Annotated in this window: 20 protein-coding genes, 1 tRNA gene and 2 pseudogenes; 15 read left to right on the plus strand and 8 right to left on the minus strand. The window is 35.3% G+C overall.

Annotated elements, in window-relative coordinates:
* Positions 1 to 18 precede the first annotated feature (18 nt).
* Entirely contained in the window at positions 19 to 669 is a 651-nt protein-coding gene (locus VRU49_RS08040; protein WP_330146265.1) for a response regulator transcription factor, read from the plus strand.
* Positions 670 to 723: 54 nt separating this feature from the next.
* Here the strand turns inward: VRU49_RS08040 and VRU49_RS08045 are convergent.
* Positions 724 to 1,548 (minus strand): annotated as a pseudogene (locus VRU49_RS08045) (RteC domain-containing protein).
* Positions 1,549 to 1,576: 28 nt separating this feature from the next.
* Positions 1,577 to 1,831, minus strand: a pseudogene (locus VRU49_RS08050) (YWFCY domain-containing protein); the annotation flags it as partial.
* A gap of 207 nt (positions 1,832 to 2,038) precedes the next feature.
* On the opposite strand from VRU49_RS08050, the gene nhaA (VRU49_RS08055) reads away from it, so the two are divergent.
* The 3 genes from nhaA (VRU49_RS08055) to VRU49_RS08065 all read left to right on the plus strand — a co-directional run bounded on the left by nhaA (VRU49_RS08055) (position 2,039) and on the right by VRU49_RS08065 (position 5,568).
* The gene (nhaA, locus tag VRU49_RS08055) at positions 2,039 to 3,370 is read left to right on the plus strand and encodes a Na+/H+ antiporter NhaA (protein WP_330146266.1); all 1,332 of its coding nucleotides are present in this window, start codon (positions 2,039 to 2,041) and stop codon (positions 3,368 to 3,370) included.
* A 63-nt stretch (positions 3,371 to 3,433) separates the two neighbouring features.
* The gene (locus VRU49_RS08060; RefSeq protein ID WP_330146267.1) at positions 3,434 to 4,246 is read left to right on the plus strand and encodes an ion transporter; all 813 of its coding nucleotides are present in this window, start codon (positions 3,434 to 3,436) and stop codon (positions 4,244 to 4,246) included.
* Between the two features lie 128 nt (positions 4,247 to 4,374).
* The gene (locus VRU49_RS08065) at positions 4,375 to 5,568 is read left to right on the plus strand and encodes a DUF389 domain-containing protein (protein ID WP_330146268.1); all 1,194 of its coding nucleotides are present in this window, start codon (positions 4,375 to 4,377) and stop codon (positions 5,566 to 5,568) included.
* Between the two features lie 513 nt (positions 5,569 to 6,081).
* Here the strand turns inward: VRU49_RS08065 and VRU49_RS08070 are convergent.
* The 3 genes from VRU49_RS08070 to VRU49_RS08080 all read right to left on the minus strand — a co-directional run bounded on the left by VRU49_RS08070 (position 6,082) and on the right by VRU49_RS08080 (position 8,530).
* A complete protein-coding gene (locus tag VRU49_RS08070; protein WP_330146269.1) occupies positions 6,082 to 6,342 on the minus strand; it encodes a TFIIB-type zinc ribbon-containing protein in 261 nt (86 codons plus the stop codon).
* Between the two features lie 98 nt (positions 6,343 to 6,440).
* A complete protein-coding gene (locus tag VRU49_RS08075; RefSeq protein WP_330146270.1) occupies positions 6,441 to 7,778 on the minus strand; it encodes a Xaa-Pro peptidase family protein in 1,338 nt (445 codons plus the stop codon).
* A 152-nt stretch (positions 7,779 to 7,930) separates the two neighbouring features.
* Complete coding sequence (locus tag VRU49_RS08080; protein WP_330146271.1) at positions 7,931 to 8,530, minus strand: GIN domain-containing protein; 600 nt, start codon at positions 8,528 to 8,530, stop codon at positions 7,931 to 7,933.
* Positions 8,531 to 8,930: 400 nt separating this feature from the next.
* Between VRU49_RS08080 and VRU49_RS08085 the strand changes: the two genes are divergently transcribed.
* Positions 8,931 to 9,004, plus strand: a tRNA-Arg gene (locus VRU49_RS08085).
* Between the two features lie 66 nt (positions 9,005 to 9,070).
* Here VRU49_RS08085 and VRU49_RS08090 read toward each other — a convergent pair.
* Together VRU49_RS08090 and VRU49_RS08095 are read right to left on the minus strand one after the other, a co-directional pair.
* The gene (locus VRU49_RS08090; protein ID WP_330146272.1) at positions 9,071 to 9,478 is read right to left on the minus strand and encodes a c-type cytochrome; all 408 of its coding nucleotides are present in this window, start codon (positions 9,476 to 9,478) and stop codon (positions 9,071 to 9,073) included.
* Position 9,479: 1 nt separating this feature from the next.
* Complete coding sequence (locus VRU49_RS08095) at positions 9,480 to 10,628, minus strand: PQQ-dependent sugar dehydrogenase (RefSeq protein ID WP_330146273.1); 1,149 nt, start codon at positions 10,626 to 10,628, stop codon at positions 9,480 to 9,482.
* 124 nt (positions 10,629 to 10,752) lie between these two features.
* Here VRU49_RS08095 and VRU49_RS08100 point away from each other — a divergent pair, with 124 nt between their 5' ends.
* The 10 genes from VRU49_RS08100 to VRU49_RS08145 all read left to right on the plus strand — a co-directional run bounded on the left by VRU49_RS08100 (position 10,753) and on the right by VRU49_RS08145 (position 23,691).
* Positions 10,753 to 12,150: an aminopeptidase P family protein gene (locus VRU49_RS08100; RefSeq protein ID WP_330146274.1), complete on the plus strand. Its 1,398-nt coding sequence runs from the start codon at positions 10,753 to 10,755 to the stop codon at positions 12,148 to 12,150.
* Between the two features lie 145 nt (positions 12,151 to 12,295).
* Positions 12,296 to 14,002: a M1 family metallopeptidase gene (locus tag VRU49_RS08105; protein WP_330146275.1), complete on the plus strand. Its 1,707-nt coding sequence runs from the start codon at positions 12,296 to 12,298 to the stop codon at positions 14,000 to 14,002.
* 114 nt (positions 14,003 to 14,116) lie between these two features.
* Positions 14,117 to 15,031, plus strand: coding sequence for a dihydrodipicolinate synthase family protein (locus VRU49_RS08110; protein ID WP_330146276.1), 915 nt, complete (start codon positions 14,117 to 14,119; stop codon positions 15,029 to 15,031).
* A gap of 12 nt (positions 15,032 to 15,043) precedes the next feature.
* The gene (locus tag VRU49_RS08115; protein WP_330146277.1) at positions 15,044 to 16,621 is read left to right on the plus strand and encodes an aldehyde dehydrogenase (NADP(+)); all 1,578 of its coding nucleotides are present in this window, start codon (positions 15,044 to 15,046) and stop codon (positions 16,619 to 16,621) included.
* 1 nt (position 16,622) lies between these two features.
* Complete coding sequence (locus tag VRU49_RS08120) at positions 16,623 to 17,624, plus strand: 4-hydroxyproline epimerase (protein ID WP_330146278.1); 1,002 nt, start codon at positions 16,623 to 16,625, stop codon at positions 17,622 to 17,624.
* Position 17,625: 1 nt separating this feature from the next.
* A complete protein-coding gene (locus VRU49_RS08125; RefSeq protein ID WP_330146279.1) occupies positions 17,626 to 18,873 on the plus strand; it encodes an NAD(P)/FAD-dependent oxidoreductase in 1,248 nt (415 codons plus the stop codon).
* A 93-nt stretch (positions 18,874 to 18,966) separates the two neighbouring features.
* A complete protein-coding gene (locus VRU49_RS08130) occupies positions 18,967 to 19,866 on the plus strand; it encodes an AraC family transcriptional regulator (protein WP_330146280.1) in 900 nt (299 codons plus the stop codon).
* Positions 19,867 to 19,914: 48 nt separating this feature from the next.
* Positions 19,915 to 20,934 carry a WD40/YVTN/BNR-like repeat-containing protein gene (locus VRU49_RS08135; RefSeq protein ID WP_330146281.1) on the plus strand — a complete coding sequence of 340 codons (1,020 nt, stop codon included), beginning with the start codon at positions 19,915 to 19,917 and terminating at the stop codon, positions 20,932 to 20,934.
* A gap of 99 nt (positions 20,935 to 21,033) precedes the next feature.
* Positions 21,034 to 22,581 carry a M20/M25/M40 family metallo-hydrolase gene (locus VRU49_RS08140; protein WP_330146282.1) on the plus strand — a complete coding sequence of 516 codons (1,548 nt, stop codon included), beginning with the start codon at positions 21,034 to 21,036 and terminating at the stop codon, positions 22,579 to 22,581.
* A gap of 81 nt (positions 22,582 to 22,662) precedes the next feature.
* The gene (locus VRU49_RS08145; protein ID WP_330146283.1) at positions 22,663 to 23,691 is read left to right on the plus strand and encodes a S66 peptidase family protein; all 1,029 of its coding nucleotides are present in this window, start codon (positions 22,663 to 22,665) and stop codon (positions 23,689 to 23,691) included.
* Positions 23,692 to 23,748: 57 nt separating this feature from the next.
* On the opposite strand, the gene nhaA (VRU49_RS08150) is transcribed toward VRU49_RS08145, so the two are convergent.
* Positions 23,749 to 25,062, minus strand: a complete 1,314-nt coding sequence (nhaA, locus tag VRU49_RS08150) for a Na+/H+ antiporter NhaA (RefSeq protein WP_330146284.1) — start codon at positions 25,060 to 25,062, stop codon at positions 23,749 to 23,751.
* Positions 25,063 to 25,092: the final 30 nt, after the last annotated feature.

Here is a 25,092-nt window from a genome sequence, read left to right on the forward strand (position 1 = left end):
AAATAAATCATCAAAGCAATGAAAATACGTATAGCTGTCATAGACGACAATAATTTCCTGATAAAAAGTGTAAAAGAAAAACTTTCGTTTTTTGAAGACATAAGCATTTCCTTTACCGCCAACAACGGTCTGGAATGTATGGACAAGCTCAATGAAAACCGTCAGACAGACCTTATCCTTATGGATATCGAAATGCCCAAACAAAACGGCATTGAAGCAACCGCTTTGGTCAAGCAAAAATATCCGCAGATTAAAATCATTATGCTGACGGTTTTTGATGATGACGAAAATATCTTTAAAGCCATACAGGCAGGTGCAGATGGCTATTTGTTGAAAGACACCGAGCCACAGGCTCTTTATGAAGCCATTACCCAAACGTTGGAAGGCGGTGCAGTGATGACGCCGTCTATTGCAATGAAAGCCCTTAATCTTTTGCGTTCGCCTTTGGCAGAAGAAGCCGAAGAGGCCGAAGAAACCATAAAGCTGACAAGCCGTGAAGTTGAGGTATTGGAACAACTCTCCACAGGGCTTCCGTACACGTCCATAGCAGAGAACCTGATAGTTTCGCCCTCAACCGTCCGCAGGCATATTGAAAATATCTATCAAAAATTGCAGGTGCACTCTAAAACCGAAGCTATTGCGCTGGCAAAGAAGAAGCGGTTTATATGAAAGAAATAATGTAACTATTCCTGCTGTATCAAATGCTGAAAGTTCGGGTCGGGCTCATTTTTCGTCCTGTTCGTCCATTTTCTTTATCAATGCTTCGCACAGGCTGTCAAGGAATTTGGTACGGTTTATTTTTCGGGCTTTCAGTTCCAAAAACGTGTGGTAAAAATCCCCTAAATCTATATTAAAGGCACTTTCAAAAGTTTTGGCAATGATTATAATGTCCGCATTTCCACTGTCGAACACACTTTGGGTGTGCAGCGCATATATCAGCTCAATTAAGGAAGTCTTGCTACCAGTCCAGTTTAAGGTAGCTTTATCAAGCTCTTTCTTGTAATTTTTATTGTAAAGCTGGTCTTCAATGTATACCTGAACTAAATCGTTGGCTATAATTTTTGCTACCTTATAATCGTGTGAAGTAGAAAAACTCCGGACTGCTTCAAAACAAAACGTGTCTAAACTTAGCTTTATATCATATTTGTTTCATACAAACAGCTTGTTATCAATAAATGTATTATTGGTGCCGTAGTATTTATAAAACTCCAGATTGTTGTCGAAGTATCTTTTGAGCTTGTTCAACTCTTCATTAAGATATTTTTTAACCGCCTTTGCTCCCTGTGGCTTTTTGGTTTCTATTTTATAAACGGCATTATAGTATATCAGCTTTACAATAAACTTCGGGTTGATTTGCTTAAAGAAGTGTATCTCCTCCTGCTGATTTTTAAAGCCGGCTTTAAGAGCATAATCTTTCAGCTTGGCGGTCTTCTCCAAAAGAATTTCAATTACCTTTTCGTATGGTGCCAAAAGATTATCTTGTTCAAAAAGCAATTCATTAATCTGTTCTTCTAATTCATTAAACACCTTTTTATAATATCCTGTCATTATTGTATTCAAGTTCGTTAATTCAAATTACGCCCTTTGTTCCTAAACAGCTTAAAGCCAACAAAACCAAAGCAAAGGCTTTGGTATATAAGGTATGTGAAAACAGCCCCGCCGTTCCCTGAAAATTACCTAATATTTTTTTGATTACTTCTAACGTCCAGCCCCGTTCCAAAAAGAAACCGTAGCAAAACCAATAAAGGTGCATCAGTACCAATAGGATACGCACTGCCCTCATAAATGTCATAATCTTGGCAAGCCCTCGTAAATCGTCTTCTCCCTGCATTATTTTAAGTTTTAATGTTCGGGCGTGAATTTATGGGCTGTATAGCTTGGCTATAAGATTGTGGCAGGCATTGGCGGTACGTGGCAGTGTTTGGCTGAATTGTATCGATTATATGCCTGTAATCGTATGGTATTTTGTAAATTTGTGCTTTTATTTTATCGGAAGACTTGCTTTCCAAGTCTTTTACAGCTGTATAACGAAATTGAAATGAACGAAATCAAGAAAGCTCCTATTGACAGGGTTGTTTCGCCTATCCAGAGATTTATCCAACAGGAAAAATCCGGTGGATTGGTATTAGGTATCAGTGTAATTATCGCTTTATTTTTAGCTAATTCGCCTTGGCATCACGAGTACCACCATTTTTTTGAACAGAAATTAGGTTTTCAGTTTAACGGAAACACCTATCTGGAATACAGTTTTCACCATTGGATAAACGATGGATTGATGGCAATTTTCTTTTTCGTGGTGGGATTGGAACTGAAGCGGGAAATTGTAGCCGGAGAGCTATCCAAACCGAGAAAAGCATTGCTCCCCATTGCTGCAGCAATAGGCGGAATGCTTGTGCCTGCCCTTATTTATTTCGGCTTAAACCCAACAGGCGAAGTGCAAAGCGGTTGGGGTATTCCTATGGCAACGGATATTGCTTTTGCTTTGGGTGTTCTGTATCTTTTGGGCAATCGTATTCCGTTGGCTCTAAAAGTTTTTTTAACAGCATTGGCTATTGTAGATGATTTGGGAGCGGTATTAGTGATTGCTTTTTTCTACACTTCCGATATTTCTATGATGAATTTGGCTATCGGTTTGCTTTTTCTGTTAGCAATGTACATTGGCAACAAAATGGGTGTAAGGAGCATTTTATTTTATGCAATCTTGGGTATTGGCGGTGTTTGGACAGCGTTCCTATTGTCCGGTGTTCACGCAACCATAGCCTCTGTTCTTGCGGCATTTACCATACCTGCTGATGTGAAAATAAAGGAAGATGTTTTCATTGAAAGAATAAAAAAACATTTGGGAAGGTTTGCAAGTGCAGACCCCAATAATAAAGTCCCTACGTTGACCAATGAGCAACTGCACATTCTCGAAAATGTAAATACGGATACCAATCACGCTATTCCGCCATTGCAGAAGCTGGAACACGCAATGCACCCTTTTGTAACCTTTATTATCATTCCCATTTTTGCCTTAGCCAATGCGGGTGTTTCTGTATTGGATATTGATGTTGATGAGCTGTTCAGTACCAATGTAGCTACCGGTGTAGCGTTGGGTTTATTGCTGGGCAAAGTTATAGGCGTAGTAGGTTTTACTTGGCTTTGTGCAAAATTGAAGATAGCTCCATTTCCTGATGGTATGAATATGAAAAACCTTTTGGGTTTAGGACTGCTGGCATCTATCGGGTTTACGATGTCCTTATTTGTAACCGAATTAGCATTCACACACGAAGAATACAAGGTACAGGCAAAGGTTGGTATTTTTGTAGCCTCTCTTATTGGCGGTGTATTGGGTTATATGGTATTGAGCAAACAAAGTAAGAAAAACTAAAACCTGCTTATGCCCAACTATTTTGACAATCCCAAGAGTAAACTTGACCTTTTCCGTCAGAAAATGTATATCATCATATATGGTGTGAATACTCCTGCTGGAAAGGCTTTTGACGTAGGCTTGCTCATAGCTATCTTGCTAAGCGTTTTTACCATAATGGCAGAAACGGTCGAAGGCATCGACCATACTTACCACAGGGAACTCATTGTTTTAGAATGGATTTTTACCATCATCTTTACGTTGGAATATGCGTTACGGATTTTTGTAAGTAAAAAACCGTTAAAATATATATTCAGCTTTTACGGTATCATTGATTTGCTTTCCATATTGCCAATGTTCCTTTCCGTATTTATCAAGGGTAGTCATATTTTAAGTAGTTTAAGGATTTTAAGATTACTCCGACTGTTCAGGGTACTCCGGTTGATTGAATTTGTGGAAGAGTCTGCAAGACTTAAAGTGGCACTGATGGCAAGCAGAGCCAAAATAATGGTATTTCTTTACACCGTATTAATCATTGCCGTATTGATTGGTACATTGATGTATTACGTTGAAGGACCTCAAAACGGTTTTACAAGTATCCCAAAAAGCGTGTTTTACACTATTGTTACGCTGACCACCGTAGGCTATGGCGATATGGTGCCAACTACCGCTTTGGGGCAGTTTTTGTCAATGCTACTAATGGTTACCGGTTATGGTATCATCGCTGTGCCTACCGGAATTGTAGGTGTAGAGATTGCAAAAGAAGTAAGAAAATCCATCGGCAAGGAAAAAGAACATAACAAATTGAACGGTATAGTGTGTGCTCATTGCAACAAAGAGGGTCATCGGGATGATGCTAAATATTGTTACAGTTGCGGGCATTACCTCAATTCCTAAACTTAATAATTCCTATGAGCAATAAAGTATTTGACTTTATAAATCTCCATAATGGAGAGGAATAAAAAAACAAAGTACTCGAAAATGTAACCGCAAACATCTCTTTCCGTGGCTCAAACCTGTGGATTTTGGCTTGTGCCATTATCATTGCCTCTATCGGGCTAAATGTAAATTCTTCTGCCGTAATTATCGGTGCGATGCTGATTTCTCCGCTGATGGGACCAATAGTAGGTGCGGGTTCTGCGTTGGGAACTTACGACTTTGCCCTGCTTAGAAAGTCAATGATGAACTTATTGATTTCTACGGTAGTGAGCTTGTTTGTTTCGGTATTTTATTTCTATTTAAGCCCTTTCAAAGATGTACAATCAAAACTGTCGGCAAGAACTTCTCCCAATATTTACGATATGCTGATTGCCTTTTTCGGCGGATTGGTCGGTGTGATTGCCATTACAAGGGTGGAAAAAGGAAATCCTATTCCCGGTGTGGCTATTGCCACAGCGTTGATGTCCCCTTTATGTACCGCAGGTTACGGATTGGCAACGTTTAATTTGTCCTACTTTGCGGGTGCGTTTTATCTATATACCATCAACTGCTTTTTCATTTGCATTGCCACTTTTTTTGTGGTCAAATATTTAAAATATCCCGCTAAGAGCTTTAAAGGCAGGCTTTATGAAAGGAAAATCCGATTGGGCATAACCACTTTGGTAATGATAATGATTGTTCCGAGCTTTTACTTGGCTTACAATCTTTTCAATGAGAAAAAGTTTACCAAAACCGTTGAGGATTTCATTAATACGGAGTTCAGCAGTAGAGGCTTTACCGTGTTTTATAAAAGGCTGAACTACAACGCAAGTCCTCGAACGGTGGATATCGCTTTCCTGAACAAAAAGCTGAACAAAGATGAAATAGCGATGTACAACCGCCTGCTTGACGAAAGAGGAATACATAACACTGTATTGACGTTCCGGCAGGATGAAGAAGATATAAAGGCTGAAATACTCAACGAAATAAATAAGCAAAATACTGCTGTTTCCGAAAAGGATGTAACCATTAATAATTTACGGCAGGAGCTGGAGAAATACACCGTAAACGAACCTGGAGTAGTAAAGGAACTTAATGTGCTGTTCCCCGAATTAAAGGACGTATCGCTCGGAAAGATTGAAAGATATGCCGGTACTGACAGTACAAAGGTAGAGTGGCTGGTACTGTACCATCTGGAAAAGGGAGCAAAGCAAACAGACAAAACAAAAATTAAAAGCTGGTTGAACGAACGGCTTAAAGTTCAGAATATCCTGCTTTTGCAGGACACGCAGAGCGAGTAACAAAGCCGGATAATCATAAGAGAAATGAATACTACCGCTGACCTCTTTTGCGTTTCCGTTTCTTCTTCATACTGGTACGGTACCATTCTTTTTCGGCTCGTTCTTTTTAAGGTAGAAAAGGAGTTTGTACGTTGATTTTTTTGTCTGCTCCATAACTCAAATCTTTAATGTTTAAAATTAAATTACATTGAGTTACAAGGAAATATAAAAAGAGGTGCAAAATACTGAGATATAACCTGTTAGATAGTATCGTTACTGACCTAAATCGGTAACGATTTAGTAACCTAACCTTGTCAATTTAAGCCTAAAATCATACAGACACGGACTACCAATTTAAGCCTACTATTTTATAAAGTATTGTATAGCAACGGTTTTAATCGTTTTGCTTATTTTTGCTTTAATCTAATCTTTTTTTATAAAAAAAACGTACCTACTAATTTTATTGAAATCTCAATTCTATTAATAGATACGTAGTTAAGGGAAAATAATAAGGAATATTCCTTAGTTTTTTATTTAGAAATCGAAAAGGTCACCTAAAAATGAATCTCTTTTCTTTTTCTTATATCCATAATGCTTGCTGTCGTGTTCAGAATAATATCTATCCTGAGGTATTCTAGTCGGCTCAGCTGGACGACTATTTTGAGTAGATCTTTCAATTATTTTATCTAATTCTCCTCTGTCGAGCCATACACCTCTACATTCCGGACAATAATCTATTTCTACACCATTACGGTCGGTCATTACTAAGTTGATAGAACAAGTTGGACATTTCATATTTGTTTATAATTATAGGTCAAACCAAATTTAATCGATTAAAATAAAATTTTGGTCAATGAAATACCATATTAAAGTTTTACATCTAAAAATTTGACTTATTCTCCAATACCTTTCTGGTTCATTAATTTATATATTTCTAATGGATTGGTAGGTGTAGATTTAGTAAGGTTCTCATAGCTATTTGCTGTAACTACAATGGTATCTTCTATTCTAACATGAATTTTCTGTTCTTTGTCCTCTAAAATAGGTTCAACATTAAATACTACGCCTGGCTCAAATGGCTTAGAATAATCGCCCACATCATGTACAGACATACCTACAAAGTGTCCGATGGAGTTAACATAGAATTTTTCCAAGCCATGTTTAACAAATACATCTTTACAAATTTTCCTTAAATCATCTACAGTAACCCCAGGCTTAATAGCTGCGATAACTTTTTCTGAAGCTTCTTTTACGCAATTATAATATTTAAGTTGAGTAGGGTTAAATTCTCCCTCTACTGGCCAGGTTCTAGTTATATCGGTTGAGTAATAATGAACCTCTGGGGCATAATCTAAATAGAATAGTTCCCCTTTTTTAAGTTTATGATTATTTGCATTGTAATGCCAGCTTAGTCCATTAGCTCCACCTGCAGCAATAGCAAAATAGGCAGGGCCAAATGCACCACCATTACCGTACACAAAGTCGGTAGCCGCAACTACTTGATATTCATAAATTCCAGGTCTGGTTACTCTCATGGCTTCGTCGAACCCTCTAGCAGCTAATTCTCCACATTTTCTTAGTACAGCAATTTCTTTTTCATCCTTAATCCACCTCATATTATCTAGAATAGGGGTTAAATCTTTTAAGCTGATTAAAGGAAATCTTGTCTTTAAATTATTAATAAATGCTAATTCTTTGGAGGTTCTACCATCCCAAGGGTCGTTTGTGATGTTGTGTTGTTGACTTTGGCATCTGCTTCTAGTCATCTGAGCTGTTTCTTCAGGTGTTGTAATAACCCAAATGTCATGATTCCTCATCACCAAGTTTGTAATTTGAGAAGTCATAGCAGTTTTAGAAACTATATTGGTGAATTTATATTCTGAAGCTGAGTTAGACTGAGGCGTTATTCTTGCTTCATCTCTTATATCTGCAGAAACTTTATCTGGAACTAATAGGGTAGAGGTTTTGGTTCGCCCATTTAAAATTAAAACAGCACCAGGTGTTTCAACGCCTGTTAAATAATAAAAATTATTGTCTTGTCTAAATTTAACATATCCATCTGGAAGATTTGCACCTTGTAAAATGGCTACTCCATCGCCAATTTGTTCCATTACTTTGGCTCTACGTTTTTCAAAATCATCAGCCGAGAAGTAAGTCCACATACTTTGAGCATAAGTTCCCAAGCTTGAGGAAAGCAGAATTGCGGTAATTGCTGTTTTTAATTTATTCATTTTAAGTGAGTTTGGTTTAGGTCTTGGTAATTTCTTAATCCTGTTTTAATAAAGCAAAAAGTTCACAGCTTTATTACGAAAAAGAAAACCCCAATGTTATCCAACATTGGGGTTTCTAACTAAACTAAACTAAACTTATTGAGATATGATTTTTATTTTCCTAGGTTGTTAAATTCACCGTCGTTGTTTGTTTTAGCTACTCTTGTGTTTTTTGTAGCGAATGAAGTATTGTCGGCAGTAAATTTATTTAAGTTAACACTTGCAACATTAAAAATGTTTGCTTGGTGACTTAAAGTTGAGCCTTCTAATATTAAGTTTGAAGTACCAGTAACTTGAGTATTTAAATTAATAGTATTTAAATTTAAGTTAGCAACTGCTTGATGTTTTAAGTTAACTTCTAAACCTAAAGCTGATAAAGCATTATAACTGTTTACAATTGCATTGTCTGATGCAGTTAATTTTTCGATGTTTTTAAAAGTAACTACTACAGTTAATCTTTCTTTTTCGTATGAGCTAATGTTTAATACACCGTTTTTAGATTGTACTAAAGCATTGTTTTTGTAATAATCGTTGTAAACCTGTACTTTTTCTTCATTAGATTGAACTAAGATTACTTCAACATTTCCAGATACATTAATTTTATTGAAATTTTTAACCTCTGATAATACTGTAACATCGCTAGCTACTGCTGCAGTAGAAATTGTTAAAGTTGTAAGAACGATTGCGATTAGAGATTTAATAGACATTTTCATTTTATATTTATTTAATAGTTTTTGTGATTGTTTGTATATAAGACATAGTAAATGCCTAAAGGTTTCATTGAAAATCAGGGTATTATACCAGTCTCGGAGGTTTATCGACGAACGTCCATTTTTCTTAGACGAAATTTTTTAACGTTCTACCAACCCGATCTATATTTCACAGTGGATAGTGTAGAATCTAGATTTTTTAGAATAATTAAGAGAATTTTAACGAGCCGTTTTGTGCGGATTTTAGAGATATGCTCGATGAAAATATAAAATAACTGAAAAAAAATATTTTTAAACTACTTGTATATCAGTTAGTATTTGTTTTTATTGAGTTTTTGAGTGAAAAATGCAATAAAATATTTTATTGGAATTAAATATTTTCTATCTTTGCAGGCACTAAGGCGCCTTGGTAGCTCAGTTGGATAGAGCAACGGTTTTCTAAACCGTGGGTCAGGGGTTCGAATCCCTTCCAGGGTACAAAAAAAGGGTTATGTGAAAACATAGCCCTTTTTAATTTTATACCAATTTGTATTTTTCTTTAGATTAAGGTTTTTTAATCCCTTCTACCATTTTTACAGTAACCATTTTCTTGTTTACATTGCCCCAGCTATTTTGAATATAATTCATTACATCAGCTATTTCTTCATTAGATAGCCCTGGATTTGGCATCATCCCATTATACTCAACACCATTTACAACAATTTTGCCTTTCTGACCAAATTTTACAGCTGCAATAGATTCATTAGGAAATTTCTTTAAATAATCTGATTGTGCAAGGGGAGGTATCATACTTCCCATTCCCTTTCCATTCCCCATATGACAGGAAATACAAAGTTCTTCATAAATTAATTTCCCGTTTTTTATACTTTTTTCTAATGGGGTGCCTTCTTGTAAGCCCCAAATATTGGTTAATACTGTGGCAGCAACTACCACTGCAATTTTAATTTTCATCTTATTTTTTTGGACTAATTTTAATTATACTTCCTGTATTCTCAACTACTACATAAATATATCCGTCATTAGCCTGACGTACATCTCTTACTCTACCAATGTTTTCGAAAATAATGTCCTTTTTAACAACTTTATTTCCTTCTAATTTTAAATGTTGTAAATGGTTGAATTTTAGCGAACCTACAATTATATCACCATTAAATTCCTTGAAAAGATTGCTATTAATTATAGCCATTCCACTTGGCGCAATAGATGGCGTCCAATGTATTACAGGTTGTTCTAATCCCTCTCTAGCTGTGTCTTTAGAGATTATACTTCCATTATAATCTATTCCGTAAGTAATTAATGGCCAGCCATAGTTTTTTCCTTTTTCAACGATGTTTAATTCATCGCCACCTTGTGGACCATGCTCATGCTCCCAAATTACTTGTGTGGTAGGGTGAATAGCCAATCCTTGAGGGTTTCTATGTCCGTAACTCCAGATTTCTTTTTTAGCCTCTGGTGTATTTACAAATGGATTATCAGTTGGGATTTTTCCATTATCATGTAAGCGGACTACTTTTCCTTGCGCTTTTTCTAAATTCTGCGCATCTTCTTTTCTTCCTCTTTCACCTAAAGAAAGGTATAGGTATCCTTTTTTGTCGAATATAATTTTTCCGCCAAAATGTACAGTTGCTCTAACATTTGGTAAGGCTTTGTAAAGGTGTTCTATATTAGTTAAGGTATGTCCGTTTAATTTTGCTCTCATTAAAGCGGTATTCGCACCACCATCTTCTCCAGGCTCGCCTTCAGCTTTTGGTGATGAATAGCTGATGTAAATCCAACCGTTGTTTTTATAATCAGGGTGTAATGCAACTTCTAATAAACCTCCCTGACCACGGTATAGTACTTTAGGAACGCCTGCAATTTCTTGTGGATCAATTTTTCCATCTTTTACGATTCTTAATTTACCGGTTCTTTCTGTCACCAACATCCTGCCATCAGGTAATAAAGCCATAGACCATGGCATATCTAATCCAGAAACCACTGTGGTTTGTGTCCATGTGCTATTTTGCGTGTTTACATTAGTAGGTTTTTTATCTACTAAAAAATAAATTAACGTTAATCCAACTACAAGTGGAGTAATAAATTTTAAGAACAATATTTTCATTTAAATTAAATTTATCGGGTTTATACTACAATGATAAGTAATTATTTAGTAAAATATTTGAAGATTATCTAAGATTCATTTCCCCGCTTTCAAAAACCATAATATCATTGTTATATTTACCATTATGTTTCAAAAATCTATTTACAAAGACCGAAGATCTGTATTGAAATCCAATGTTGGATCTGGTTTAATTATACTTCTGGGCAACGAAGAAAGCCCGATGAATTTTAAAGACAATACTTATCACTTTAGACAGGATAGCACTTTTCTTTATTATTTTGGCATTAATGACCCCAATTTAGTTGGGATTATTGATGTTGATGCAAACAACGAATTTATTGTTGGTGATGAATTAAGTATCGATGCTATTGTGTGGATGGGCAGACAAACTACCCTAAAAGAAAAATCTGCAGCTGCAGCTATTGATGTGGTTTTGCCTTCAAAAGATTTTTCATCAATTATTTCTAATGCATTAGATGCGAAAAGAAAAATACATTTTTTACCACCTTACAGAGGTGAAAATAAAATCAAGCTTTCTGGCTTATTAGGAAAAAGTATAATAGAAGTAGAAAATGGTGCGTCTGTTGATTTAATTAAAGCTGTTGTAAAGCAAAGATCACATAAAGCTCCAGAAGAGGTTGCAGAATTAGATAAAGCTGTTACGCTTTCTGCTGAAATGCATAAAATGGTTATGCAATTTGCGAAACCAGGAATGTCCGAAAACGCTATCGCAGCAGCCATTCAGGAATATGCATTAAATCATGCTAATGGACTTTCGTATCCAGCTATTTTAACAGTAAACGGACATATTTTGCATAATCATTACCATGGGAATACTTTAAAAAGCGGACAAATGGTATTAAATGATTCTGGTGTAGAAACTAAAATGGGATATGCTGGCGATTTAACCAGAACTTTTCCAGTAGATAAAAAGTTTACCTCATTGCAAAGAGAGATGTATGAAATAATTCTTAATGCGCATAAACATGCAATTAGTTTGTTAAGTCCGGCAGTTCGTTATTTAGATATACATTTTGAGTCTTGTAAAATGCTGGCAACAGGATTAAAAGAGTTTGGTTTAATGAAAGGCAATGTAGATGATGCAGTGGCAGCTGGTGCGCATGCTTTGTTTTTTCAATGTGGAACCGGACACATGATGGGTTTAGATGTGCATGATATGGAAGATCTTGGAGAACAATATGTAGGTTATACCGAGACCTTAAAGAAAAATACAGATACATTTGGATTAAAGTCTTTACGTTTAGGTAAGCAATTAGAACCTGGATTTGTATTAACTGTAGAACCTGGATTATATTTTATTCCAGAATTAATAGAAATGTGGTCGGCAAAAGGCATGTTTAAGGAGTTTATTAATTATGATAAGTTAGAGAAATTGAGAGATTTTTCAGGAATTCGTATTGAGGATAATTTCTTAATTACCGAAAACGGTTATCAATTGTTAGGAAAACCTTTAGAAATTGAAATCGAAGATGTAGAAGCAATTAGAGCAACTGCATATTAATTTTTTCTTTGCTTATGTAAATAGCCACTTGAATATTCTTTCAAGTGGCTATTTTTTTGCCAATTTCTTTCATATTTTAACATTTATTAAAAACTAAAAAAGGTAAAAACTATCTTACCTCAGAAAATTAAAATTCATCGCGCAAATGAAAAAAAATAGATTAAAAGTTTTATTGTTTTCCCTGGCAATATTATTTGCTCTTCCTTCGGCTATGGCTCAAAATCAGCGTCCTACGCCAGTATATAAATTAGCAGATACTTTAAGAGGAACCTTAACACCCGAGCGAACATGGTGGGATGTTCAACGTTATGATGTAACTATAAAAGCTGATTTTGCAACAAAATCTACACAGGGTTCTAATAGGATTACCTATAAAGTAGTTAAAAATAATTCGGGTGCTATAAAGATGCAGATTGATTTAAAAGCACCATTAAAAATAGAAAAGGTAGTTTATAATGATAAGAAGGCGTTGAAGTTTGAACCTAAGAATGGCGTTTGGTATATTTCTATGCCAGCACAAAAAAATGGAGAAGAAAACTCAGTTACGGTTTATTTTAATGGAAAGCCACAAGAAGCAGTTAGGCCACCTTGGGAAGGCGGTTGGTCTTTTAAAACAGATTCACTAAATAGACCATGGATGACTGTAACTTGTCAGGGTGGAGCAGGCGCTTCTATTTGGTATCCCAATAAAGATCACCAAAGTGATGAACCTAATAATGGCGCGTCTTTAACTATGATTGTGCCCGATAATTTAGTAGGTGTTGCCAATGGAAAGTTAGAATATAAGCGTAGTAATGGTGATGGAACAACTAGCTATAAATGGAATGTGATAAATCCTATAAATAACTATTGCTTAATTCCTTATATAGGTTCTTATGTGAATTTTAAAGAGGTTTATGCTGGAGAAAAAGGGAATTTAGATTTAGATTATTGGGTGCTAGATTATAATTTGGAAAAAGCTAAAAATTACCTTCCTAAGCAAGTTAAAAATATGTTGAAAAGCTTTGAGCACTGGTTTGGGCCTTATCCGTTTTACGAAGATGGGTTTAAATTGGTGGATGTAAATTATCCAGGTATGGAACATCAAAGCGCTGTTTCTTATGGAAATCAGTATAAGTATGGTTATGGTGGAAGAGATCAGTCGGGCACAGGTTGGGGTTTACTTTTCGATTTTATTGTGATTCATGAAAGTGGACATGAGTGGTTTGGAAATAATATTACCACTAACGATTTAGCTGATATGTGGGTACACGAAGGATTTACCAATTACAGTGAAACATTGTTTGTTGACTATATTTTTGGGAAAGACGCAGCCGATGCCTATAATCATGGTGTTAGACGTGGAATTAGAAACGATAAACCTATAATTCCTCAATATTCTGTTAATGCACAAGGTAGTGGAGATATGTACCCTAAAGCCTCAAATATGATTCATTCTATTAGGCATAGTGTAAACGATGATGTATTGTTTAGGGATTTGCTGAGATCAATGAATAAAGATTTTTATCACCAGACTGTTAATTCATCGGATATAGAAAATTACATTTCTCAAAAAACTAAATTTAATTATTCGAAGGTATTTGATCAATATTTAAGAAATACCAGTATTCCAAATTTGGAATATTATTTTTCAAGAGACAGAAAGAAAGTATTTTTCAGATATACCAATTGTATTAAAGGATTTAATTTGCCTTTAACCTTGAAAAATCCGGCTTTAAAAATAAAGATTTTCCCTACAGACGAATGGAGTTCTTATGATTTAAAAGCCAATGAGACTGATTTATTTAATCCTGATGATATTGTTAAACAATATTATATCGGAGCAAAGCAAGTACAACCTATATCAAATTAATAACCATTAGTAATAAAAAAAAATTGGAACTAAGTTTTAGCTACTATGAGATACGCTTTATCCATATTTACTAAATCTGAAAATTCCTAAACCTTAAACTTTCAGAACAAAATTATGAAGATCAATTGGAGCGGGGTTTACCCAGCAGTTACTACCAAATTTACCGAAAACGAAGAGTTGGATATGCCTGCATTCTTTAAAAATTTAGATGCCCAACTAGAAGCTGGCGTAAATGGTTTTATTTTAGGCGGTACCTTGGGTGAGGCAGGCGTATTAAATGAAAACGAAAAATATAGATTACTCGAAGAAACAGTAAAATATGTTGATGGTAAGGTGCCAGTATTATTAAATATTGCCGAGTCGACTACCAAAAATGCCATAGCGTGTGCAAAACGTGCTACAGAACTTGGGGCTAGTGGTTTAATGTTGCTTCCGCCATTGCGTTATTATGCTGATAAAAACGAAACTTTAACTTATTTTGAATCGGTGGCAAAGAGCACACCATTACCCATCATGATTTATAATAATCCAGTGGATTATAAAATTGAGGTTACTTTAGAAATGTTTGCATATTTAGAGCGTTATGAAAATATTCAAGCTGTAAAAGAAAGTACACGCGATACAACAAATATCACAAGGATGATAAATCGCTTTGGAGATAGATTTAAGATTTTAACAGGGGTTGATACCATTGCTTTAGAAAGTATGATTTTAGGCGCACATGGTTGGGTAGCTGGGTTGGTGGATGCTTTCCCTAAAGAATCTGTTGCTCTTTTTAGACTGGCGAAAGAAAACAGAATTCAAGAAGCATTAGAAATATACCGTTGGTTTATGCCAGTTTTAGAATTAGATATACATCCAAAATTGGTTCAATATATTAAATTAGCAGAAGTAGCAACCGGTATTGGAACCGAAAAAACACGCGCACCAAGATTACCTTTAGAAGGAGAAGAAAGAGCTAGGGTTTTAAATATTTTGGAAACTGCTTTAAAAAATAGACCTACCTTGCCAACTGGAAGCTGGGGATAAAAAATTAAACTTATGAAAACAGAAAATATTGTTGCCTGTAACTATGTTGAATCTAATGGAGGCTCATTTAAAGCAATAAATCCATCTTTAAATTTGCCTATTTCAACACCATTTGTTGCTGCCGATAATGATATTATTGATTCGGCATTGGATAAAGCTGCGGCTGCATTTAAGGTATTTAAATCAATAAATAAAGATCAAAAATCTAATTTTTTAAGATCGATAGCTAATGAATTAGAGCTTGTAGCAACAGCTTTAATTGATGTTGCGATGCAAGAATCTGGATTAACAGAAGTTAGATTAAAGGGAGAATTAGCCAGAACAACAGGTCAGCTTAGAATGTTTGCTGATTTAATTGAGGAAGGATCGTGGGTGGATGCTGTAATTATGCCGGCTATGCCCGATAGATTACCAATACCTAGAGCAGATATACGACGTATGTTGAGACCTCTTGGTCCCGTAGTAGTTTTTGGAGCGAGTAATTTTCCATTAGCATTTTCTGTTGCCGGTGGCGATACAGCTGCTGCATTTGCTGCGGGTTGTCCGGTTATTGTAAAGGTACACCCAGCACATCCAGGAACCAGCGCTATTACTGCAACGGCTATAATTAAAGCAGTTAAGAATAATCATCTTCCAGATGGTTGTTTCTCCATGCTTTATGATGGTAGTTATGAGGTAGGCACAGCATTGGTACAACATCCACATACTAAAGCTGTTGCTTTTACGGGTTCATTAAAAGGTGGAATGGCTTTACATAAGTTAGCTCAGAATAGAAAAGATCCAATTCCTGTTTTCGCTGAAATGGGAAGTACAAACCCAATTTTTGTGTTTCCAGAAGCTGTTATTAATAATGCTCAAAGTTTATCCGAAAAATTAGCTGTTTCAGTTACCAGTGGAGCTGGACAATTTTGTACTAAACCCGGTTTAATTTTCGTAATGGAAAATATAAACCTGGATAATTTTAAAAATCATTTAATTACCGCTTTTCAAAATTCTCTGCCTGTAACTATGCTTACGCCAGGAATTTGTGCTAATTATTTTGAGAAAAATGCAAAAGTATTATCAGAAAATGGGGTTTCTGCATTGTATGCTAGTGAAATAGATAAATCGGCACTGCCAAATGGTGGAAATCCAATTTTAGCAGAAGTTACTGCCGAAAATTGGCTTAAAAATCCATTACTTGCGGAAGAAGTGTTTGGACCTTTTTCATTATTAATTATCATAAAATCAATTGATGAGTTAAATGCAATTGTAGAAAAATTAGAAGGTCAACTTACCACTACAGTTATTGCAGAAGCAGAAGATGTAGCAAAATATTGCGCTATTATTGAAGATTTAACTGATAAGGCCGGTCGTTTAATATTTAATGGTGTACCAACGGGGGTAGAGGTAAATGCAGCTATGAATCATGGCGGACCATTCCCAGCAACCAATAATAATTTTACTTCTGTAGGTTCAAAATCTATTTACAGATTTGTAAGACCAATTGCTTATCAAGATTGGCCAGATCATTTACTTCCAATGGAATTAAAGCGCGAAAATCCATATCATATTACTCGACAAACCAATCAAACTTTAAGTAAAGATTAAGATGAGTTCTAAAACATTTTTTTGTATTGATGCCCATACTTGCGGAAATCCGGTAAGGGTAGTTGCGGGAGGCGGACCGAATTTGGCAGGTGTAAATATGAGTGAGAAGCGTCAACATTTTTTAAAGGAATACGATTGGATCAGAACCGGCTTAATGTTCGAACCAAGAGGTCATGATATGATGTCGGGCAGTATTTTATACCCACCTCATGATCCTGAAAATGATGTTGCTGTATTATTTATAGAAACCAGTGGTTGTTTGCCAATGTGTGGACACGGCACTATTGGAACCATTACCATTGCAATTGAAGAAGGGTTAATTCAGCCGAAAATTCCCGGAATTGTGCGTATGGAAGCACCAGCGGGATTAGTTTTAATAGAATACAAACAGGAAGGCAATAAAGTTACTTCGGTAAAACTAAAAAATGTACCTGCATATCTTGCTGCTCAAGATTTAATAGTAGAATGTCCGGGTTTAGGTTCTTTAAAATTAGATGTGGCTTATGGCGGAAATTTTTATGCTATTGTTGATCCACAAGAAAATTTTAAAGGATTAGAAAATTATACCGCATCTGAATTGATTGCTTTTAGTCAGAATTTAAGAAAAGAAATTAATAAGCATCATACATTTATTCATCCTCAAAATCCTACCATTAATACTTGTACCCATATATTATGGGCAGGTGCTACCTTATCTGAAGAGGCAACCGCAAGAAATGCTGTTTTTTATGGAGATAAAGCAATAGACCGCTCTCCATGCGGAACAGGTACCTCTGCCAGAATGGCCCAATGGTACACAAAAGGTTTATTAAAACCTGGCGAATCTTTTATCCATGAAAGCATTATTGGAAGTAAATTTATTGGAAAAATTGAGGAAGTTACCGAAGTTAATGGAATCCCAGCCATTGTACCAAGTGTAGAAGGATGGGCTAAAGTTTATGGTTATAATACCATTAAAATTGATGATGATGATCCATATTCGAAAGGATTTCAGGTAATTTAATATGGCTGATGTTATTATAATTGGAGGTGGAATAGTTGGACTAAGTAGTGCCTACTATTTAACCAAAGCTGGATATAAAGTTACGGTTTTAGATAAAGACGAAATTGTAGGTAATTGTTCTTATGGAAATGCTGGAATGATTGTACCTAGTCATTTTGTTCCATTAGCTACTCCGGGTATGGTTAAGCAAGGAATAAAATGGATGTTTAATAGCAAAAGTCCATTTTATGTAAGACCATCCCTAAATATGAATCTAGTAAAATGGGGGCTTCAATTTTTACGATCTTCAAATGAAAAGCACGTAGAAAATTCAGCTATTCCATTGAGAGATTTTTCTCTTTTAAGTAAGCAATTAATAAACGACTTAGCTAAGGATCCTGATTTTAATTTTGAATTAGAAAATAAAGGAATTTTAGCGTTTTACAAAACAGAGAAAGTAGCAGAAGAGGAAGCTGAGTTGTGCGCCAAAGCCGTGGAATTAGGTTTGGAAATGAAAGTTTTAAATCTGGAAGAATGCAAGAAGTTACAACCTAATCTTGATTTAGATGTTTTGGGTGCCGTTCATTATCAATGTGATTCACATATTTATCCTGCTGCCTTAATGCAGAATTTGCAAGATTATTTATTGAAAAATGGTGTCGGTATTCTAAAAAAATCAGCAGTAACTGCATTTCAAATGGAGAGCGATAAAATTCTTTCGGTAATGGTGGGAAATAAAGAATTTAAAGCTGATCATTTTGTTTTAGCAACAGGTTCTTGGTCAACACAAGTTGCAAAATTAGCTGGCGAAAACATTTCCATTATGCCTGGTAAAGGTTATTCTTTTGAAGAAACGGTTGGAAATGAATCTATAACTATTCCAGCTTTATTATGTGAAGCAAGGGTTGCTATTACACCAATGAATGGGAAAATTAGATTTGGTGGTACCATGGAACTAGATCGTGTTAATAATAAGATTAATATAGATCGGGTAAAAGGTATTGTAGAATCTGTTCCCAAGTATTTTCCACAAGTTAAACCTAATTTACCCGAGTTAAATAAAATATGGTTCGGATTTAGACCGGCTTCTCCAGATGGATTACCGTACATTGGCAGAAGTAAGCACAAGAAAAACTTAATCATTGCAACTGGACATGGTATGATGGGCTTAAGTTTAGGACAGGCGACTGGAAAACTGGTTTGTGAAATTATAAGTGAGCAACCATTGAGCATGCCTTTAGCGCCATTTGCAGTAAATAGATTTTCATAATTCCACCAAAGTTTGGTAATATATTAACTTCTTTACTTTGTAATATTAAGTTTTAAAGGTAATATTGGTAAAATTTTATATTAAAATTGCCCAATGAAAGTATTACCTTTTACCATATTGGTTCCAGAAAATAAGAGTGTAATTTCTGAACGGGTTACCTTGCCTTATTTTTATCAGTACCTGCATAGGCACGAAGAAATGCAGATTACTTGGGTAGAAAGAGGGAGGGGAACCTTAATTGTTGGTACGAGCATGCATCCCTTTCAAGACAATGATATATTTGTAATAGGTGCCAATATTCCTCATTTATTTAAATCGAACCCTGAATATTTTAATGGTGAAGAATCTTTAAGTATAAAAGCTTGTTCTATTTATTTCAATCCTGACGGTTTATTATCTCCATTGTTTAATTTACCTGAAATGAATCAGGTGAATAATTTCCTTAATAATTACCGTCAAGGTTTTAAAATTCCTACTTCTATTTCTGGAGAAATAGCCAACAAATTAGTTGATATTCATGAAAGTTCGAGCCTAACGGTTATTTATGAATTTTTAAAACTTTGGGAATCTATAATGCAGTTTAAACAGCCCTTGGTGCCTATATGTAAAGTTTCTAAATCGGTAAATATTTCTGAAAATGAAGGCCGTAGATTAAGTACCATCATCAATTATATTATAGAAAATTATCATCATCCAATTGCATTAGAAGATGTAGCCAATACGGCCTGCATGACACCACAGGCATTTTGTAGATATTTTAAACAGCATACCGGAAAAACTTTTGTTAATTATTTAAATGAAGTTAGAATTCATGATGCATGTAAGCATTTAACTACAGTTAATTTGCACGATGGCATTTCTAATATTGCCTTTAAAGCCGGATTTAATAGTATAACCAATTTTAACCGAGTTTTTAAAAGTATAGTTGGTCAATCTCCGCGACAATATCTGGAGCGTTATAAAAAAATAAGTACCGTAAGAAATACAGCATAAGATTTCTTTATTAATGGATAATCAGTATTTTGTGATAAATATTTAACTATGAAAAAATTGTTTTTTGTGTTATTGGGCCTTCCTATGATTGTGTTTGCTCAAAAATTTGAATTAAAACAAGTTGCCTCTGGAACCCCAACTAGTATGAGGGGTTTGTCGGTTGTGTCTGATGAAGTGGCGTGGGTAAGCGGGAGTAACGGCTATATTGGAAAAACAGTAGATGGTGGTAATACTTGGGATTGGCAACGAATTAAGGGGTATGAAAAGCTTGATTTCAGAGATATAGAAGCGTTTGATGATAAAAATGCCATTGTAGTTAATGCAGGTTCGCCAGCCTATATATTAAAGACCAATGATGGGGGTGCTTCCTGGCAAGAGGTTTATAAAAATACGCATAAAGATATTTTTCTGGATGGAATGGATTTTTGGAACGCTGATCAGGGAATTATTTTTGGCGATCCCATAAATCATAAAATGCAATTATTGAAGACCATAAATGGTGGTTTAAGTTGGATGGATATTTCTGATCAACTGAAGATGAATTTTGCAGAAGGTGAAGCAGGGTTTGCGGCTAGTGGTACAACAGTAAGAACCCTGCCTGGAGGATATACTTGGATTGCTTCGGGTGGATTAGTTTCTAATGCTTACTTCTCTAAAAATTATGGTAAAACATGGGAGAAATTCCCAATTCCAATATTACAAGGCAATAATAGTTCAGGCCCATTTACCATTTCATTTTATAATAAAAGTAAGGGAATTGCAGTGGGTGGCGATTACCTTCAACCAAATAAAGCGGAAAATAATGTTTTGTGGACAGAGGATGGAGGAAAAACATGGCATAAGCCTATAAATCAAGTGAGTGGATATAGATCTGGTTCAGCCTATATATCTGAAAAGATAGTACTTGCAACTGGAACTAATGGAACGGATATTTCTTTAGATGGGGGAAATTCTTGGACAAAACTTGATGATAAATTAGGAAATGCCGTTCAGAAAGCCAAAAAAGGAAACTTAATACTAATTGTTGGGAATGGGGGAAAGATTTATAAAGTGGTTAAAACCCAATAGTTTTTATGAGTTAGATTATTCTAAAGTAGAAATTTTGTTATTCAAGCAAATTAAACGTTTGATTTTATATCTTAGTTGTTTAAATGTAAACCAATTGATATGAAAACAAAATTACTATCTCTTGTATCTGGAGCAGTATTAATGGTGTCTGTAGCGGGCGCACAAACCAGAAATGCTGTTATAGACAACATGGTGAAAGAAGCAACTGAGAATTCTCAGTTAAAACCAATGGCGCACGAATTACTTGATGTAATTGGACCACGTTTAGTAGGTACGCCTCAAATGAAAATCGCTCATGATTGGGCAGTTAGTAAATTTAACAGTTGGGGTGTTTCTGCCTCTAACCAAAAATATGGTGAATGGAGAGGTTGGGAGCGTGGCGTTACGCACATCGATATGATTTCACCACGTTTAAAAACGCTAGAAGGCATGCAATTAGCATGGTCTCCAGGCGCAAAGAAAAATATTATTGCAGAAACTATTATCCTTCCTTTAGTAACAGATTCTAATGCTTTTAAAGCATGGTTACCTAATGTAAAAGGAAAATTAGTTTTAATTTCTCAAAACCAAGTAACTGGTCGTCCTGATTATAACTGGGAAGAATTTGCTACGCCAGAATCTTTAAAAAAGATGAAAGAAGAGCGTGCAGCTGTTGCGGCAGATTGGGCAAATAGAATGAGAAATACAGGCTTAAACGCTAAAAATTTAGCTTTAGCTTTAGAAAAAGCAGGCGCTGCTGGTTTATTAGCAAGTAACTGGTCTGCAGGTTTTGGTGTTAATAAAATTTTTGGTGCCAACACTACTAAAATCCCTACTATCGACTTAAGTTTAGAAGATTATGGTTTAGTTTACCGTTTAACTCAAAGTGGTAATACACCTAAATTGGATATTAAATCTGAATCTAAAGAATTAGGCGTTGTTCCTACTTTTAATACCATCGCAGAATTAAAAGGTTCTGAAAAACCAAATGAATACATTATTTTATCAGCTCACTTTGATAGCTGGGATGGTGGTTCAGGTGCTACAGACAACGGAACTGGAACTATTGTTATGATGGAAGCAATGCGTTTGTTAAAGAAATTCTATCCAAATCCTAAAAGAACCATCTTAGTAGGGTTATGGGGTAGCGAAGAACAAGGATTAAACGGTTCTCGTGCTTTTGTTGAAGATAATCCTGAAATTGTTAAAAACATGCAAGCATTATTTAACCAAGATAATGGTACTGGTCGTGTAGTAAATATTTCTGGTCAAGGTTTCAAAAGAGCTCAAGAGTTTATCCCTAAATGGTTAGCTTATGTTCCTCAAGATATCCGTAGACACATTACTACTTCTTTCCCAGGTAGTCCAGGTGGTGGTGGTTCTGACTTTGCTTCATTTGTTGCAGCAGGTGCTCCAGGATTCTCAATCAGCTCTTTAGGCTGGTCATATGGTAACTATACTTGGCATACTAACCGCGATACTTATGATAAAATTGTTTTTGATGATGTTCAAGGTAACGCAATCTTAACTGCTATTTTAGCTTATGCAGCAAGTGAAGATCCAGAAAGATTTACAAACGAAAAAATGACTTTACCGGCTAATCCTCGTACAGGTGAGCCAGGAAAATGGCCAACACCAGTTTCTCCTAACCGTAAAGGTGGTTTATAAAATAAACTTCATTAATTAATAGAAAGAGGGTAACAATAAATCGTTACCCTCTTTTTTTGTTTTTGTTTTTACCTTTAAAGTGTGAATAGAAAAAGTTTTATAAATATTGCCTTGCCAGGATGTTTAGCTCTAGGTTTAAATATTAGTTTGCCTACTTGGGCTAGAAATAATACTGCAGAAACCTCATCAATGGTTCCACCAAATTTAAATGCGGGTGATATCATTGGAATTACATCGCCTGCTGGATATATTTCACTGGAAGATGTGCAACCTGCCGTAAAACAATTAGAAAAATGGGGTTATAAAGTAGAAATTGGACAAACCATAGGTAAGAAACATGGAACCTTTGGTGGGACAGATTTTGAGCGAATGTCTGATTTTCAATATATGCTTGATAACGATACAATAAAGGCCGTTCTATGTGCAAGAGGAGGATACGGGATGGTTAGAATAATTGATAAATTAAATTTCTCCAAATTTTCTGCTTCTCCAAAATGGTTAATCGGTTTTAGCGATATTACAACCCTACATAGTCACCTTTTTGCGGTTACAGGCATCCCTTCAATACATTCTAAAATGTGCAATAGTTTTCCTGCAAATCCAGCTGTAGCAAGTCAAATTCAGCAAGAGACCATAGAATCTATAAATTTTACTTTGAAGGGCATTAAAATGAAATATAATGCTCCCTTTCATCCATCAAACAAACAAGGTAAGGGAGTTGGAAAATTAATCGGTGGTAACCTTAGGACTTTAGAAAATATGGCTGGTTCCAACGCTCAGATTAACACCAAAAATTGTATTTTATTTTTAGAAGATACGGGCGAGTATCCTTATAGTGTAGATAGAATGTTGTGGAATTTAAAGCGAGCTGGGTTATTTAATCAGCTTCAAGGATTAATTATCGGCGGATTTAAAAATAAACTAGAAACAGAAGAAGATTTATTTCCTTTATCCTTACAACAAATGGTACATGAGAAAATCACGGAATTTGAATTTCCAGTATGTTTTGATTTTCCTGTTGGTCACCAAGTAAATAATTTTGCCCTTAAATGTGGAGTAATTCACCAATTAGAGGTAAGTGAGAACGGTACAATTCTAGTCGAAATTTAAATAAAAAAGGGTTTACTAATGTTATCAGTAAACCCTTAATATTTTGTGCTAATTTAATTAAGCAGTTTTCTTGCCAATTTGTTTTAAGGCAATTATTCCTAAAATTCCAGCGATTATAGAGGCAACTAAAATTCCATATTTTGCTTGGTCTACATGGCCGCTATCTGTAAAGGCTAAACCTGCAATAAAGAGCGACATAGTAAATCCGATTCCCGCTAATAAAGCTACACCAGCAATATGAATCCAAGTTGCCCCATGTGGAAGAGAAGCAACTTTTAACTTAACCATTACCCAGCTAAAGAGCATAATTCCAATAAATTTGCCGATAATTAAACCGAAAATAATACCTAATGAAATTGGGTTTATTAAATTCTGGAAAAAATCGGCTCCAATTGCTACCCCCGAATTAGATAGTGCGAAAATTGGCATAATTACAAATGCCACCCATGGGTGTAGCAAATGTTCTAAATTTTGTAAAGGCGTTGAGGCAGCTTTAGAAAGGATGTTTATTTCATGAATAATATGGTTTTGCTTTGCCGTAATTAAAATACCTCGTTTTGGTATTTCTTTTTCAAATTTTCCTACCAACGATTGCATTTTATCAGAAAAATAACGCTCATCAATACGAGAAATAGAAGGGATGGTAAAGGCTACTAAAACACCTGCTATTGTTGCGTGAACGCCAGATAATAAGAATCCAATCCAAACTACAATACCTAATAGCAAATAAAAAATTCTGGTTCTTATACCTAACTTATTTCCAACTAATAAAAGACCAACGAAGAAAAAAGCAATCCCTAAAGCATAGAAATTTATTTCTGCCGTATAAAATAAAGCAATAACTATAACCGCGCCTAAATCATCAGCCACAGCTAAAGCTGCTAGAAAAACTTTTACTGAGATAGGAATGTTTTTACTAGCCATAGATAATAAAGCTAAGGCAAATGCAATATCTGTGGCCATAGGAATTCCCCAACCACTTGCACTATCGGTGCCTTTATTAAATAAGGTGTAAATTAAAGCTGGTACCAACATTCCGCCAAGTGCGGCCGACATAGGTAAAACGGCCTTTTTAAATGAAGAAAGTTCGCCTTCTATAAACTCCCTTTTTAACTCCAATCCAATTAGGAAGAAAAAAACAGCCATTAAGCCGTCGTTAATCCAGATGTGTAAAGGGTAACTTAAGTTGAAATTATCAAATCCAATAGTAATATTAGTATGCCATAAATGATGATAGGCCTCAGAATAGCTAGAATTAGCCCAAATTAAAGCTGCAACAACACTAAAAAGTAGAACAATACCACTCGTGTATTCTAGATGAATAAATTTCTGTATTGGACTTAATATTTTTTCAATTTTTGTCGGTTTCATCCTCAAATATACAAAAATCAAGCTTTTGGT

This window comes from Pedobacter flavus (assembly GCF_036324285.1).
GTDB classification, from domain to species: domain Bacteria; phylum Bacteroidota; class Bacteroidia; order Sphingobacteriales; family Sphingobacteriaceae; genus Pedobacter; species Pedobacter flavus.